Annotated in this window: 15 protein-coding genes; 12 read left to right on the forward strand and 3 right to left on the reverse strand. The window is 55.5% G+C overall.

Annotated elements, in window-relative coordinates; genetic code table 11:
• The first annotated feature begins 24 nt into the window (after positions 1-24).
• The 4 genes from M2367_RS11500 to M2367_RS11515 all read left to right on the forward strand — a co-directional run bounded on the left by M2367_RS11500 (position 25) and on the right by M2367_RS11515 (position 3,173).
• The gene (locus M2367_RS11500; RefSeq protein ID WP_259236747.1) at positions 25-1,035 is read left to right on the forward strand and encodes a DUF4401 domain-containing protein; all 1,011 of its coding nucleotides are present in this window, start codon (positions 25-27) and stop codon (positions 1,033-1,035) included.
• Positions 1,032-1,532: a GDYXXLXY domain-containing protein gene (locus M2367_RS11505; protein WP_042042091.1), complete on the forward strand. Its 501-nt coding sequence runs from the start codon at positions 1,032-1,034 to the stop codon at positions 1,530-1,532. The genes M2367_RS11500 and M2367_RS11505 overlap by 4 nt, the downstream gene beginning before the upstream one ends.
• A 96-nt stretch (positions 1,533-1,628) precedes the next feature.
• Positions 1,629-2,390, forward strand: coding sequence for a substrate-binding periplasmic protein (locus tag M2367_RS11510; RefSeq protein ID WP_404972775.1), 762 nt, complete (start codon positions 1,629-1,631; stop codon positions 2,388-2,390).
• Between the two features lie 507 nt (positions 2,391-2,897).
• A complete protein-coding gene (locus M2367_RS11515; RefSeq protein WP_042042104.1) occupies positions 2,898-3,173 on the forward strand; it encodes a hypothetical protein in 276 nt (91 codons plus the stop codon).
• A 112-nt stretch (positions 3,174-3,285) separates the two neighbouring features.
• On the opposite strand, the gene M2367_RS11520 is transcribed toward M2367_RS11515, so the two are convergent.
• Both M2367_RS11520 and M2367_RS11525 read right to left on the reverse strand, forming a co-directional pair.
• A complete protein-coding gene (locus tag M2367_RS11520; RefSeq protein WP_259236748.1) occupies positions 3,286-3,573 on the reverse strand; it encodes a hypothetical protein in 288 nt (95 codons plus the stop codon).
• A gap of 123 nt (positions 3,574-3,696) precedes the next feature.
• Positions 3,697-4,719, reverse strand: coding sequence for a diguanylate cyclase (locus M2367_RS11525; protein WP_259236749.1), 1,023 nt, complete (start codon positions 4,717-4,719; stop codon positions 3,697-3,699).
• A gap of 1,419 nt (positions 4,720-6,138) precedes the next feature.
• Between M2367_RS11525 and M2367_RS11530 the strand changes: the two genes are divergently transcribed.
• From M2367_RS11530 to M2367_RS11545, 4 genes are all read left to right on the forward strand, one after another.
• Positions 6,139-7,206 carry a hypothetical protein gene (locus M2367_RS11530; RefSeq protein ID WP_259236750.1) on the forward strand — a complete coding sequence of 356 codons (1,068 nt, stop codon included), beginning with the start codon at positions 6,139-6,141 and terminating at the stop codon, positions 7,204-7,206.
• 2 nt (positions 7,207-7,208) lie between these two features.
• Complete coding sequence (locus M2367_RS11535; protein ID WP_259236751.1) at positions 7,209-8,321, forward strand: hypothetical protein; 1,113 nt, start codon at positions 7,209-7,211, stop codon at positions 8,319-8,321.
• Positions 8,314-8,994, forward strand: a complete 681-nt coding sequence (locus tag M2367_RS11540) for a hypothetical protein (protein WP_259236752.1) — start codon at positions 8,314-8,316, stop codon at positions 8,992-8,994. The genes M2367_RS11535 and M2367_RS11540 overlap by 8 nt, the downstream gene beginning before the upstream one ends.
• 201 nt (positions 8,995-9,195) lie before the next feature.
• Positions 9,196-9,453 carry a lysozyme inhibitor LprI family protein gene (locus M2367_RS11545; RefSeq protein WP_259236807.1) on the forward strand — a complete coding sequence of 86 codons (258 nt, stop codon included), beginning with the start codon at positions 9,196-9,198 and terminating at the stop codon, positions 9,451-9,453.
• 244 nt (positions 9,454-9,697) lie between these two features.
• Here M2367_RS11545 and cysS read toward each other — a convergent pair whose 3' ends face one another.
• Positions 9,698-11,074, reverse strand: a complete 1,377-nt coding sequence (gene cysS, locus M2367_RS11550) for a cysteine--tRNA ligase (protein ID WP_259236753.1) — start codon at positions 11,072-11,074, stop codon at positions 9,698-9,700.
• Positions 11,075-11,445: 371 nt separating this feature from the next.
• Here cysS and M2367_RS11555 point away from each other — a divergent pair, with 371 nt between their 5' ends.
• The 4 genes from M2367_RS11555 (at position 11,446) to M2367_RS11570 (ending at position 13,756) form a co-directional block, all read left to right on the forward strand.
• Entirely contained in the window at positions 11,446-11,943 is a 498-nt protein-coding gene (locus M2367_RS11555; protein ID WP_042042086.1) for a peptidylprolyl isomerase, read from the forward strand.
• Positions 11,933-12,571 carry a DUF4269 domain-containing protein gene (locus M2367_RS11560; protein ID WP_259236754.1) on the forward strand — a complete coding sequence of 213 codons (639 nt, stop codon included), beginning with the start codon at positions 11,933-11,935 and terminating at the stop codon, positions 12,569-12,571. The genes M2367_RS11555 and M2367_RS11560 overlap by 11 nt, the downstream gene beginning before the upstream one ends.
• Positions 12,572-12,641: 70 nt before the next feature.
• A complete protein-coding gene (gene lpxH / locus M2367_RS11565; protein WP_259236755.1) occupies positions 12,642-13,376 on the forward strand; it encodes a UDP-2,3-diacylglucosamine diphosphatase in 735 nt (244 codons plus the stop codon).
• Between the two features lie 131 nt (positions 13,377-13,507).
• Entirely contained in the window at positions 13,508-13,756 is a 249-nt protein-coding gene (locus M2367_RS11570) for a GlsB/YeaQ/YmgE family stress response membrane protein (RefSeq protein WP_042042083.1), read from the forward strand.
• Positions 13,757-13,975: the final 219 nt, after the last annotated feature.

Raw genomic sequence — 13,975 nt, forward strand, 5'->3', positions numbered from 1 at the left:
TTTCCCTGCCTTGCCGGAGCCCCTATGTCCTCACAGCCTGAACTCTGGCAGATCCTGCGCTCGGCCAAGCTGGTCGAGGGGGATGAACCCCGGGATAACGAACCCCACTGGGCCAACCGCTTCATGCTGGGGGTGGTCGGCTGGCTCGCCGCCCTCTTCTTGCTGTTTTTCCTCTTTTTGAGCGTTGGCGATCTGATAGACAGCCCGGATCATGCCCTGGCCCTTGGCGCGACCCTGCTCGCCATGGCCCTGTTGCTCAATCGCAGTGCCCGCAGCGGCGATCTCTGGGATCAGTTCGTGCTGGCCCTGACCCTGGCGGCGGATGCCTGGCTGCTCTATGGCCTGATAGATAGGATGGACGTGCACGCCTTTGGCGCCTGGGCCGGGCTCTCGGCACTGGCGTTCGCCATCGCCTTCTGCTTTGAACACTGGCTGATCCGGCTGTTTCACACCCTGGCCGCCGCCCTGCTGCTGACCCTGGCGCTCGCCTGCCTCAGTTTGCAGATCCTGGCCCTGCCACTGGTGATGGCGCTGCTTTGCGCCTGCTGGCTCTGGGCACAGCGCCGTCCTCATCAACACGAGCGGTTCGAAGCCATGGCCTTTGGCCTGGCCCTCTCCTTGATCCTGCTTGGGCGCCTGCATCAGCCGTTGTTTGACGAAACCAGCGTGCTCGAGGAGCTGGGACAGTCGCGGCTGCCCCATTGGCTCAACCCGCTGCTGTGCGCGGCCTTGCTGCTCGCCCTGCTTCACCATCTGAAGCTGCCTCGCCGCCAGGGGCTGTTTGCCCTGCCCCTGGTGTTGCTGGCGGCGCTGATCCCCGGCATGGGGGCGGGCGCCCTGGTGCTGCTGCTCGGCTTCTACGCCGGGAGTCTGGGCATGATGACCCTGGCCGCTCTGCTGCTGCTCGGTTTCGGCTCGCTCTATTACTACGATCTGGCCCTGCCGCTGATGACCAAGTCCTGGCTGCTGCTCGGCTCTGGCACCGCCCTCTTGTTGATGCGCGCCCTGTTGCTGCGCCTTGGGAGACACTCATGAGAACCCTTGCCAGTTTGCTCTGTGGCCTCGCCATCTTGCTGGGCGTCAACGCCCAGGTGTGGCGTTTCGAGCACGCCATCGACAGCGGCGAACCCGTGTTGCTGCGTCTGGCCCCGGTGGATCCCCGCTCCCTGATGCAGGGGGACTATATGCGGCTCAACTACGAGATAGCCCGCCAATGGGCCCAGGCTCACCCACGGCAACCGGCGGGCAGCAGCCAGCTGGTGATCCGGCTAGACAACCAAGGCGTGGCCCACTGGCAGCCCCACGGGGATACCGGGAAACTGGCGCCGGACGAGCGGCTGCTCAACCTCGTTCGCCGGGAAGGCATGGTCAAGGTCGGGCCGGACGCCTACTTCTTCGAGGAGGGGCAAGGGGAGACGCTGACCGGGGCGGCCTATGGCGAGTTTCGCCTGCAGCCCGATGGCAGCAGCCTGTTGCTAGGTTTGCGCGATGAGCAGTTGCGCCCGCTGGGAGAGACCCGCGGCCGCTGGTGAGCCCCATGGCCCTCCCCGGGTCGAGGGGCCATGGCTGGCGAAATCCTGTGACTTGGCGACACTCAAGGTTGCCCCAGGCGCACAGGAGAAGGCCGCATGAGAGCATGGACCACCCCATTCAGTCTGCCGTTGATCATCTTCATGCTCGCCGCCCCGGCCTGGGCCACCACGCCGCTGGCGAGCCTCCATTACTTGAGCGAAGAGTATCGCCCCTACAACTACCTCGATGAGACGGGCCAGCCTGCGGGCCTCGCGGTCGAGCTGCTGCAACGGGTCTGGCAACAGACAGCAACGCCGCCCCAGCCTATCGCCATCATGCCCTGGGCCCGGGGTTACTACCTGCTGACCCAGAAACCCAATGTGGTGCTCTTCTCCACCGCCCGCACCGAGGCGCGGGATCCGCTGTTCAAATGGGCCTGTTCCATCGGCTACGCCGAGATAGTGTTGCTGGGTCTGACCCGGCGCGCGATCACCATCAACAAACTCGAAGATGCCCAGCAGTACAACATAGGGGCGGTGCGGGCCGACGTCGGGGAGCAGTTGCTGCTCAACAACGGCTTTGACGAACAGAAGGTGATAAGTGCCAACCGCCTGGGTCAGGCCATCAAGATGCTCGACTCGGGCCGGGTCGATCTGGTGTCGACCAACAAGACCACCGTCATGAGTCTGCTAAGCAGCCCAGGCGCGGATCCGACCCGCTATCAGGTGCGCTGGGTGTTGAGCTCGGAGCAGTTCTGCTACGCCTTTAGCCAGGGGGTCGATGATGCGGTGGTCAAGAGCTTCCAACAGGGCCTGACCCAGGTGCTGGCCAGCAGCGCATTTCAGCAGATCCAGCGCAAGTATTTCCCCGCCCCCTGATCCCTTCTTCAGCGCGGCCTCACCAGAGGCCGCGGCTCACAGAACCGCATATCGCCGACCAGAATTGCCCCTGACGTGAACGCCCAAGGCCCCTCGCCTTGCACCGCAAGACACGCCTTCAACCCGCCCCCTCATCCATGGCGCATTAACATCCGTCACGGGGCCGTTCAGCCAACGATTTACCCCTCAGGCCACCCCGGCTTGTGAGATGAAAAGGGACCTGGATGGCCCGAAGTTTGAACCAGCGCAAGAAAACCAGATATACCCGACCGGGATCGTCGCAATGCCGTGACTCCTGCCTGGCGGGCTCCGTAATATGGCCATGGGTGCCTGTTGGCCCTCTTTTATCCAGGGTCAGCGCACTGTGGCAGCGACAGCCAGGGGCGGTAGCGTGTCTGACGGATACGGCGCCAACAAGCGACGCGCATGGCACCTATGCATGGTGAAACGTCAGCAGCCCATGGCGCCCTCATCACAGTCAGGATTTTTCATTTGGTCGGGCTCAACATGCATTACCTAATCAAACCCTTGATGGGCATCGCCCTCTGTACCTTGCTGACGGCCTGCGGCGACGACAAGACCACGGGCAAGGCCTGCCTGGGGGGAAACAATGACGGGCTCGTAGAGAACATGCAGACCCAGTGCAAGGCAGGGGATGCCATTGCGACCAAGCACCCTGCCTACTTTTGCGATTTCAATTACGCCATTGCCTATAACGACTACAACTCGGCGTTTTGCATCTATGCCGGGGCCCTGAAGGCGGAGAGAACCAAAGAAAAATAAGCAGTGGCATAGGCCACCATCGCGGGGGCCGATGGGGCAAGGGTGACGTCACGGGAGCTTGTCCGCCCAGGACATCCGCTGCCGGGTTGGCGAAACGAGCCTGCCAGCGGGGCTATTTGACCCGCATCAGGCGATGGCTGACATCCCCGAGTTCAAGCTGGATCACCTGGGAGCGCCGCATCTCATTGACCCGTTGCAGCAAGTCGGCGCTGTAGCCTTTGCGCCGCATCCACTGCATCGGCTCCTCGAAGCTGTCTTCATTGACGATAAAGGTGTCTGTGTAGGCATCCTTGATGATGCTGACCACCCAGATGCGCTGCTGGAACTCACAGAGCCCCGCAAAGAGGGTGGTCACTTTCGCCCCTAGGGCGCGGAACTGGCCGATAACGCGGTTTGCCATGGTAGAGAGTGCCTGTGTTGAGGGAGACGCATCCTAGCATCCCGGGCGCGGGGGCAACAATGCGTGGCATCAAAGCCGTGGCCCCTTGCCATGGGCTGGGGCACCTCAGATGCAATCCGCCCGTCATCCCAGCGCGCGGCGCTGGCGCTTGACCGCATACATGCGCGCATCGGCCTGACGCAAGGCGTCGTCTATGCTGGTGTGGGCCGGATCTATGGCCACCACCCCCACGCTGGCACCGGGATAGTCCAGCACCCGGGAGGGGATAGGCAGTGGGAAGACGCTCTGCTCGAACAACCGGCGCTGGAAGCCTTGCACCGCCCTCTCGACCGTCTCATGCCCCTGATGAGGCCCCATGCCCACCACGACGAACTCGTCACCCCCGACCCGTGCCAGCAGATCGCCGCCGCGCAGGGCTGCCGACAGTTGCTGCGCCATGGTGATCAGCAGCTTGTCCCCCACCTCGTGACCGTGGGTATCATTGATCTGCTTGAAGCCATCGAGATCGATAAAGGCGATGAGCACAGGGTGCCCGGCCCGATCCGACAGGGAAAACAGGCGAGCCAGCTCCTGCATCAGCGCCCGCCGGTTCGGCAGGCCGGTCAGGGGGTCGCTGAGGGCCTGGCGCGCCAGCTCCTGGTTGGCCTGCTGCAACTGCTGCAGCAACTGCTCCCGCTCCACATGCTCGGCGATGAGGCGTGCGAAGAAGCCGATAAGCTGCTCTGAGCCCGCCACGAAGGGCTTGCGCTCGGCGCTGGCGGCGCACAGGGTGCCATAGAGTGACCCCGAGGGGGTGCGCACCGGGCTGCTCAGATAGGTGCGAATGCCCATGATCCTGGCCGCATCCGAATCGCCCCAGCACTCGGCCACGTTGTCGGTGAACATGCGCCCCTCATCGATGGCGCGCCGGCACAGGGCATCGCTCCAGTCCACCGTGATCCCCTCCGGGATCTGCAGCCCGGCCACGTCGTTGGCATTGTTGGCATAGCGAATGCTCTGCTTGCCCTGCACCAGATCGATCTCGGTGAGATAGGTCGACTCCAGCCCGGTCACCGCCTCGAGCATTTCCAGCAGGGGCCGGGTCAGGCTCTCCAGATCCTGCGCCTGGGTGACCCGCTCCGACAGGGTCTGCAATATGTTGTCCATGCCTATCTCCACTGCCTGCATGTGATGGGCGACCACCTTAGCCAACTCGGGACACGCCCGACAAGGGGGAGATGGGACCGACCTGGGGAAATATCGGCCCGTTCACACTTTGGTGCGCCCCCCGCCAAGGCTTGACGCCCCGCGCCACCCCAGGCTTGCAGCCGTAACGTTGAACCAGCGCAAAAACCTGTCGATTCTGACACTTGAGTCAGCAATATCCGTGGAGCGGGCTCCGTAGGATGGAGGTGGGTGCCCGTTGGGCCCTTTTCCTATGCCAGGGTCAGCGGCGCATTGTGGTAGCGAGAGCCAGGAGCGGTAGCGTCGTTGGCGGATGCCAGCCCGGCATCCCGCGCCTCGGCAAGGTGCGAGGGTTCCACCCTCGACGGGGTTTCCGACGGCCCCGGGACCCGGGACAAGTAGGGTCGAGTAGGGTCGATTAGCGAAGCGTAATCGTCCGCGGTAACAGTCCCCTCCCCCCAACGAGAGAGGCGTTGGGCGCAATATGCACGTAGGGTCGATTAGCACAGCGTAATCGTCCGCGGTAACCATCCCCTCTCCCCTTGCGGGAGAGGCGTAGGGTGCAATAAGCACAGCGCATTGCATGCACCACGGTAACAATTCCCTCTCCCCTTGCGGGAGAGGGTTAGGGTGAGGGGTCGCCAACCTATTTGGCATTGGCATGGCTTCGCCATGCAGGACACGAGGGCGCAGCCCTCGACAGGGTTTCGCCCGCCCTTCGGGCTTGGGCGAGTGACTTTTCTTTGCGTGGCCAAAGAAAAGTCACCAAAAGAAAGGCCACCCCCGCTTGTTCGCCCTCCTGCGTCGGGAGCCCTCGGTTCACCCGTTTGTCCGACGGCACGCGCCGATGGGCCATCCCTGGCCCAGCGGCGCTCGCTCGGCGTCCTGCCTCGCGGCCTGGACAAACGGGCTCACCTCGGCGAACAACAGGGGGGCAACACCCAACCCGTAGCACCGTGGCCGGTTAACAGCACTCTGTCTGATCGGGAGGGTTGTTATCTCTGATCCGGCCCCTCACCCACCGTATGGCAAGACCAAATTGTCGCCCCCATGCAACAGGTATTATCGATATGGTTGCATAGGGGAAAAAATCATTGTGAGTACAACAGCAAGCGGCATACATCCCTATCGGGGAAAGGTTTTATATTGAATGTCCGATAGGGAATATTTAGCCATGATGATACCTAATTTCTCGAACGTCCGATTACGCTTCGCTAATCGAACCTACTGTGCTGACACAACGAGTGACAGACGGAAGAAGTATCAGCCAAGCCACTTGGCTGCTTTAAACAAGGCATTTCACGCTTTCCACTTCAACTTACACCCACCAGCTTTAGAAATAGACTTCCAACATCGCCAAACAACGGCAGGGTCTATGTAAATTTATAATAAGGAGAAAAAATGGCAGAAAATGGCCCCATAGAGGAATTAGCAAAAATCATCTCAGAAAAGATTTTTGATAAATTTCATTGGAAAAAAGTTGGTCCCTGTGATCAAGATTACCCGTGCGAAAAGGAATCGATACATAAACCAGAAAATAAAAAACAATCTCACACTCATCCTGTAGACACCGTTTTTTGCTATAAAGATCCTTATTTGAATAAAATCATTTATTTAAATACCGATTTAAAAAGTTATAAAAAAGGCTCTATACAACCCAAACATATCGAAGCAGCTCTCAACTCCTTAGCGAATACTATTGATTGCGCAAGACACAGCCCTATATGGAACGAAAAATATGCCATAGATGTAGGGCAATCCGAGATAAGAGGCCTTCTCTTCATTTACAATCATGACAACAACTATGAACACAATTTTTATGAGTACTTCAATCCAGAAAAACTACCAGGAGCTAAAAAAAAGCCTCCATCTGTTAATATGGAAAGAGTAAAGGTACAACCCAACCAGCAAATTCATATTATAGAGCCAAATATTATATGCTATTTACTTTCTATGATCTCCGACATGAATGAAATGATCACTGAAGGTACTTTCCCAAGAGGGAAGGAATATGGGTTTTACTACCCCCAACTTACATATCATAAAGTTCTTATTGATGATAAACATCTTCCTGCGACAATTGAACAATTAACCGCACCATTTTTAATTATAAAACATGACCCCGTATCTGAACACTGTAGAGAAAAAGACGCTTATATCGATAGGTATCCTGGAGGGTATGTGGTTTATTATAATCGACCAGGTGATTCCGACTTAGAATTTTTATATTTACTTGATATGCTATCAAGCTATCAAATTCTAAATTTAGATAACAAAATTAGGATCAGGGTTGCTTCTAAAAACCGTAATGACTCTATCCGCTCAAATTTTAGGAGAGCATTAGAAAAATTCTCTCACGAATGGGATTTTGATGTACATGCAAGAGAAAAACTAAATAAAATTGAATTACATCTCGTTCCAACGGTTAAGGAATTTTATTCATCAGAAGAGATATCCTGGGACTATTAATTGTGAAAAATAAACTCTACTGCGTTACAGACAAAGCACTCAATGATGCTTTAAATCAGTCAAGAATAACGACGAGTGAGCTAGGAGAATTATTCCTTGATAGAGGGATAATTATATCAAAGCTAACAAAGAGAGAGCATCTTGCACGAAATTACTCAAAGTTTAATCATGATTATTATGACCACCAAAAAATAGCATCATTTTTAGGTAGCACAGCGCGACGCGAGCGAGTCACCTCAAAAAAAATAGATAATGATATAGCTAAACATGACTTGTTGGAAGCAGCAGAGCGGCTAAAGTCGCATATAGAAAATGATGGGGATTTATGTCAAGTATATGCCAGTGACAAAAATGTATATATTGATATCACATATCTCTCCATGGATTATGGTAAGAGCGAGTTTAAGCAAGTAATAAAGAAAACAGCAAAAATAGAAATTGAGAAAAAGAATACCGCCCTTTTAATAAGAAGACCTGATAATGAACAAGTTGAAAGCTATGAGCAAGAATTACTACATCAAATTGAACGTTTAATAACCCATGTTAACGACGACTCTATTAATGAGAATAATGGTGAGACTTTAAATATAAAAGAGATCAGTCTTGAAGATGTTGACGCGCCAAATTTAAGAACATTATTCTTTACCAAATTAATCGACAACTTAAATGGATTCATATTAGACGATGTAACAGATGCATATGTTTACCATCCCAAGCCAGAAAAGGTAGAAGAGGAAGAAGGAGACGTTGAGACTGGGATTCATGTTAGTAGAGCATCACTAAAAGGAGAAGGCATACTAAAATCTGAAGAGTTGAGTTCCCTTTATGATAGAGGCTTCTATATCTGGAGAGTTAGATGGCATTCCAAGGAGAATTCACCAGATCCAGATATTTATGAATTCGAAGCGCAGTTTAGTAATCAATCCGATTTTAGGGGCTTTTCATATGCTGTGAAAGGTGTCAAAAAATACAAAGGGAATGGTGAATACAATAAAAATTTCGTATCACTACCCAGAGCTGATGAAAATAGACTCTGCAATATAATTGAAAATGCAGCATATTCAGTTATTACAATTATTAATGAGTTGGCTCAAGGGAATGAAGAACATGGATAAGCGCATTAAACTTTTTAGAATGAAGACAGTCATAACAGTTGAAGACTTATATTTATATTTTCAAAGAAACAACTTTTCAAATGAATCTACCTATGGTTTTTTAAATTTAGAACTAGATAATGGCAAAATAAATTCGACATACGTGGAAAAAGAAAGCACCTATCAAGAGTTTACTGACCCTTTGGGAGAAGTATATGAACAAACATTAATAACATATAGTACATTTGATTTTACAGTAGAGCCATTATCAAACAGCATCCTTATTTTATCTATAACCAACCCTCCTAGATCAATTAGGAGTTTCGTAGATAAAATAAGTAGGGATTTAGATTACCTAGTCACTTTCAGCCCTATTGAAATATCAATAAAAAAGCTACTGGAAGACTTGCCATCCAACAAAAAAATTTCATTACTCAGAGTAAAAAAGCTAAGAGTTAGCGGGGTTAAATTGAATGATAGTTCTATGGCAACCATTGAAATAACGTCAAAAGAAAATGCTATCCATGACTTATCCGATTATACAAAAAATGCACGTTATGTGATTGATAAGATAAAGGGGAGCATGTTTATTGATAATGACAGTATGAGTTTTGAAATAACAAAAACCGGATTGATTTATCTTAGCAATGACAACTGTTCTTTGGATTTTATTTTTGATGCCATTCAGCGCTAGTGATTATCTCTCTGTGTGTAAAGATCGAGATATCACCTGACACCGGGCTCAAACCGGTGTCAGGTTTAAACTAATTTAGAACGAACTGCCATAGATCTCGATTTATGCCCCTATTCGTTGTAACTAGAATCTCGTGCTTCGCCATTGGAAGAATCCGTTTGCCCCCTGATGCTGCAGGCGGCGGGCTTGGCCCAGGCAGCGATGAATAATCTGTGCCATATAGGATTACACCCTGGCCTATGCGGCACTGAACGCCGTCTATATGCAATTGGTGGCCACCTAGGAAATAAGCTCAAAAGTGCACAGCGCGCCTGGCTCACATTTCGTGATGCACAATGCCGTTATGAGGCCGGTGTTTATGACGGTGGATCTATCGCCCCCCTCGTACATAGCAGTTGCCTCACCAATCTCACCGAGCAGCGCACCAAAGACCTGATCGCACTTCTGGATCAGCCATAAGCAAGAGATTCCAACCTGTGTAGGTACGAACTTCGGGGTTAAGAAACAGACAGCTTGCCGACATTCCTCCTAGGAATGACATTAGCCCCCCTCACCCTGGCCCTCTCCCCCAAGGGGCGAGGGGATCAGACCGAAGGATGCCGAGGCTTCACGGGAGAGACCACAAACAAAAACCGCAGCCCTAGGGCTACGGTTTTTTATTGGGTCAACCTGTTGGCATCAGGCACCAACAAGGCCACCGGCCTCAGGCACGGCGCCAGCTGGTCTTGCCGGCGCTGTCTTCCAGCACTATGCCCATCTCGGTGAGACGGTTACGGGCGGCGTCGGCGGCGGCCCAGTTCTTGTCGGCACGGGCCTGGTTGCGCTGGGCGATCAGTTGCTCGATCTCGGCCACTTCGTCGTCCGCTTCGCCACCCTTCAAGAAGGCGTCCGGGTCTTGTTGCAAAATGCCGAGCACGGCGCCGAGTTCCCGCAGGCGGGCACCGAGGCCTGCGGCGACATTGATGTCTTCGGCCTTCTGGCGGTTGATCTCGCGCACCAGGTCGAACAGGGCGGAGTAAGCTTCCGGGGTGTTGAAGTCATCGTCCATGGCATCTTTGAAGCGGGCCACCTGCTCGTCACCACCGGCGGCAACGGCCGCAGGCAGATCGCGCAGGGCGGTGTACATCCGCTCCAGAGCGGTGCGGGCCTGCTTCAAGTTGTCTTCCGAGTAGTTGAGCTGGCTGCGGTAGTGGCCGGACATCAGGAAGTAGCGCACGGTTTCGGCATCAAAATGGGTCAGGACGTCGCGGATGGTGAAGAAGTTGCCAAGGGACTTGGACATCTTCTCTTTGTCCACCATCACCATGCCGCTGTGCATCCAGGTGTTGACGTACTCCCCTTCGTGGGCGCAGCAGGACTGGGCGATCTCGTTCTCGTGGTGGGGGAACTGCAAGTCAGAGCCGCCGCCATGGATGTCGAAATGGTTGCCAAGGTGCTTGGAGTTCATGGCGGAGCACTCGATGTGCCAGCCGGGACGACCCGGGCCCCAGGGGCTCTCCCAGGTCGGCTCGCCGGGCTTGGACATCTTCCACAGCACGAAGTCCAGCGGGTTGCGCTTGGCTTCGACCACATCGACCCGGGCACCGGCCTGCAGCTGCTCCAGATCCTGGCCCGAGAGCTTGCCGTAGTCGGCATAGGACTCGACGATGAACATGACGTCGCCGTTGTCCGCCACGTAGGCATGATCCCGGGCGATCAGTGCTTCGACCATGTCGATGATTTCGGGGATGTGCTGGGTGGCGCGCGGCTCTACGTCCGGGCGCACCATGCCGAGGGCGTCGAAATCGGCGTGCATGTCGCCAATCAGGCGCTCGGTGAGATCGTCACAGGTGACCCGGGTCTCGGCGGCGCGCTTGATGATCTTGTCGTCCACGTCGGTGACGTTGCGCACGTAGTTGAGTTCATAGCCGCAGTAACGCAGGTAACGGGCCACCACGTCGAAGGCGACGAAGGTGCGGCCATGGCCGATGTGACAGTGATCATAGATGGTGACACCACACACATACATGCCCACCTTGCCGGTGTGGATGGGTTTGAATTCTTCTTTTTGACGAGTGAGTGTGTTGTATATCTTCAGCATCGATGAGGACCACTGCCTGTGAGTGAAATGGCCTGCCATTCTAACCGCATCCCCTTTAGAAAACGAGCCGGGGCCACCAGTCGCCGCCTTTTTGGTCCAGGCTGGCTGCTTTTTCGCCAATTGGCGGCCATGCCGGTATCGACGCAGCCAAGATGGGGACGGGGCCAGGCCGCTCCCCAGCATGAACCCTGGCCGATCTGCTGACGCCCGTCATGGGTTGATCTCCTGAGAGGGTCGTGCGACTTTGCCCGGGGACCGGGATAGGCTAGAATTGCGGCCACTATTTTTACCCCTAGATGAAAGCTTGCCTGTGACTGCCTCCGGGCCCGGTCACATGCCCACTTTTCACCCGACAGAATAAAGGACATATCATGGTTACTCTGCACACCAACCACGGCGACATCACCCTGACCCTGAACGCGGAAAAAGCCCCGGAAACTGTGGCCAACTTCCTGCAATACTGCCGCGATGGTCACTACGACAACACCATCTTCCACCGCGTCATCGACGGCTTCATGATCCAGGGCGGTGGCTACGCCGCCGGTTTTGACGAGAAAGAGACCCGCGCCTCCATCAAGAACGAAGCGGCCAACGGCCTGTCCAACAAAGTTGGCACCATCGCCATGGCCCGTACCTCCGAGCCGCACTCCGCCAGCGCCCAGTTCTTCATCAACGTCAGCAACAACGACTTCCTCGACTTCAAATCCGCCACCACCCAGGGCTTCGGCTACTGCGTATTTGGTGAAGTGACCGCCGGCATGGACGTGGTCAACAAGATCAAGGGCGTCAAGACCGGCAACTCCGGCCGTATGCACCAGGACGTACCGGTAGAAGATGTGGTCATCACCAAGGTCACCCTTGCTGACTGATTGCTGCCTTCTGCGCACTGATAACACTGCGGCCCCGGCCGCAGTTTTTCCATCTGCGCGAGGCCAATCTGGCGCTGACTGGCGCCGCATCGATTATCTGGCCCAGGGCAATGATCGCCAACGCGCGGCCCATGCCCTGCTGACCGAACGTGGCCTCTGGGCAGCCTTGCAGGCAACTTGTCAGGATCTGGCCCTGGTCAGCACCCTGACCATCGGTCTGGACAGGCCCGGCAGCGATCTCGACATCATTTGTCAGCATCCCGATCCGGCGAGCCTTGCCATGGGCCTCGCCGCACAGGGCTGGCATGGCCGGGACAAGGGCAACGGCATCTGGCTGCTGGAGCGACACCTGACCGGGCAAGATGGTCAACGCTGGCCTCTCGAGCTCTATGTCACGCCCGGGCCCATCGAATCGTTGCACGGCTGGCGTCATCTTGGCCTGATGGCGGCGCTGCTTGAGCACTTTGGCATCGACTTCTACCGCGCAGTGCTGCACCTGCGATTGACGCAGGGTCTCAAGGGGGAAGCCGCCATCTGCCAGCTACTGGCGCTGCCGGGCGATCCCTATCTGGCACTGCTAACGCTGGAAGGGAGCGACCTTGGCTTGTTACACTGGCCCCAGCGTTAACGGATCCCGCATTCCCGTTTTTCAACTCTTAACCCTGGCGTTTCGCCATGACCTTCACCAATAGGGCCCCATGAGCACCCTCTTTATCAGTGATCTTCACCTTTGCAGCGCCCGCCCCGACATGACGGCGGCCTTGATCCAGTTTCTGCAACAGGAGGCGCCGGGGGCCGATGCCCTCTATGTACTCGGCGATCTGTTCGAGTTCTGGATTGGCGACGATGATCCCTGCCCGCTCCACCAACAAGTGGCCGATGCCTTCCTGGCCCTGAGCAAGCGCGGTGTGCCACTCTATTTCATCCACGGCAATCGCGACTTTTTGCTCGGCAAGGGCTTTGCCAAACAGGCTGGCATGATGCTGCTGCCCGATCCCTGCATCATCGATCTCTATGGCACCCGCACCCTGCTCAGCCACGGGGATCGACTCTGTACCGACGATGTCGACTACCAGAAGTTTCGCCGCATCACTCAGTTAAGCTGGCTGCGCTGGCTATTCCTGCGCCTGCCCCTGGCGCGCCGTCGCAAGATAGCGGGCAAGCTGCGTGGCCAGAGCCAGCAGCAAAACAGCCACAAGCCCCACATCATCATGGACGTCACCGAGCAGGCCGTGGCAGATCTGATGAAAGCCCATGACTGCCAGTTGCTGATCCACGGCCACACCCACAGACCCGCCATTCACGACTTTCGCCTCGGCAAGCGCAGCGCCCGCCGCATCGTGCTGGGGGATTGGTTCGAGCAGGGATCCATACTGGTGTGCAAGCCCAGTGGCCAGCAGCTTGAGGCACGGCCACTGCGTCCTATCGAGTAAAGTGCTGATGAACTAGGCTGTTAACGGCCCATGAGTCCGACGATTGCTGGCTCATGCCCCCCTGAGGGCCCTGTGCCTGGGTGACATTTGGGCCTATAGTCTGACTTCCAAACATTGATGAGGATAGTGTCATGGGATTCTTCTCCTGGATTGTGCTGGGTCTGCTCGTGGGCATACTGGCTAAGTGGATCATGCCGGGCAAAGATGGCGGCGGTTTTATCATGACGGTGGTGCTGGGGGTGGTCGGTGCCATGGTCGGGGGCTATGTCAGCACCCTGCTCGGCATGGGCACAGTGACGGGCTTCAATCTGCCCAGCCTGATCATCGCCGTGATCGGCGCCCTGCTGGTGCTGTTTATCTACAAGAAGATGAGCAACTAAGCGGCCGGTCACAGCCATCTAGTATCAAAAGGGCGCCTTGGGGCGCCCTTGCTATTGGGTTCAACCTGGCGTGGTGATGCTGGCTCTCTTCAACAGAGAGGCCAACCAAGGGGGATGGCTGCCGCCTGCTCCTCTCAGATGACTGCCCAGGGTGGAGGGAGAAACCAGGCTCAACATGGGTTCATCATTGTGGATTGATCTATTTCTAGATGAGGCGTC

This window comes from Aeromonas sp. BIGb0445 (assembly GCF_024809075.1).
GTDB classification, from domain to species: domain Bacteria; phylum Pseudomonadota; class Gammaproteobacteria; order Enterobacterales; family Aeromonadaceae; genus Aeromonas; species Aeromonas rivuli.

What these genes read in the sequence shown, in the direction of transcription:
- M2367_RS11500 (WP_259236747.1), top strand. Translation starts at nt 25, where the DNA reads ATGTCCTCACAGCCTGAACTCTGGCAGATCCTGCGCTCGGCCAAGCTG.
- M2367_RS11505 (WP_042042091.1), top strand. Translation starts at nt 1,032, where the DNA reads ATGAGAACCCTTGCCAGTTTGCTCTGTGGCCTCGCCATCTTGCTGGGC.
- M2367_RS11510 (WP_404972775.1), top strand. Translation starts at nt 1,629, where the DNA reads ATGAGAGCATGGACCACCCCATTCAGTCTGCCGTTGATCATCTTCATG.
- M2367_RS11515 (WP_042042104.1), top strand. Translation starts at nt 2,898, where the DNA reads ATGCATTACCTAATCAAACCCTTGATGGGCATCGCCCTCTGTACCTTG.
- M2367_RS11520 (WP_259236748.1), bottom strand. Translation starts at nt 3,573, where the DNA reads ATGGCAAACCGCGTTATCGGCCAGTTCCGCGCCCTAGGGGCGAAAGTG.
- M2367_RS11525 (WP_259236749.1), bottom strand. Translation starts at nt 4,719, where the DNA reads ATGGACAACATATTGCAGACCCTGTCGGAGCGGGTCACCCAGGCGCAG.
- M2367_RS11530 (WP_259236750.1), top strand. Translation starts at nt 6,139, where the DNA reads ATGGCAGAAAATGGCCCCATAGAGGAATTAGCAAAAATCATCTCAGAA.
- M2367_RS11540 (WP_259236752.1), top strand. Translation starts at nt 8,314, where the DNA reads ATGGATAAGCGCATTAAACTTTTTAGAATGAAGACAGTCATAACAGTT.
- M2367_RS11545 (WP_259236807.1), top strand. Translation starts at nt 9,196, where the DNA reads ATGAATAATCTGTGCCATATAGGATTACACCCTGGCCTATGCGGCACT.
- cysS (WP_259236753.1), bottom strand. Translation starts at nt 11,074, where the DNA reads ATGCTGAAGATATACAACACACTCACTCGTCAAAAAGAAGAATTCAAA.
- M2367_RS11555 (WP_042042086.1), top strand. Translation starts at nt 11,446, where the DNA reads ATGGTTACTCTGCACACCAACCACGGCGACATCACCCTGACCCTGAAC.
- lpxH (WP_259236755.1), top strand. Translation starts at nt 12,642, where the DNA reads ATGAGCACCCTCTTTATCAGTGATCTTCACCTTTGCAGCGCCCGCCCC.
- M2367_RS11570 (WP_042042083.1), top strand. Translation starts at nt 13,508, where the DNA reads ATGGGATTCTTCTCCTGGATTGTGCTGGGTCTGCTCGTGGGCATACTG.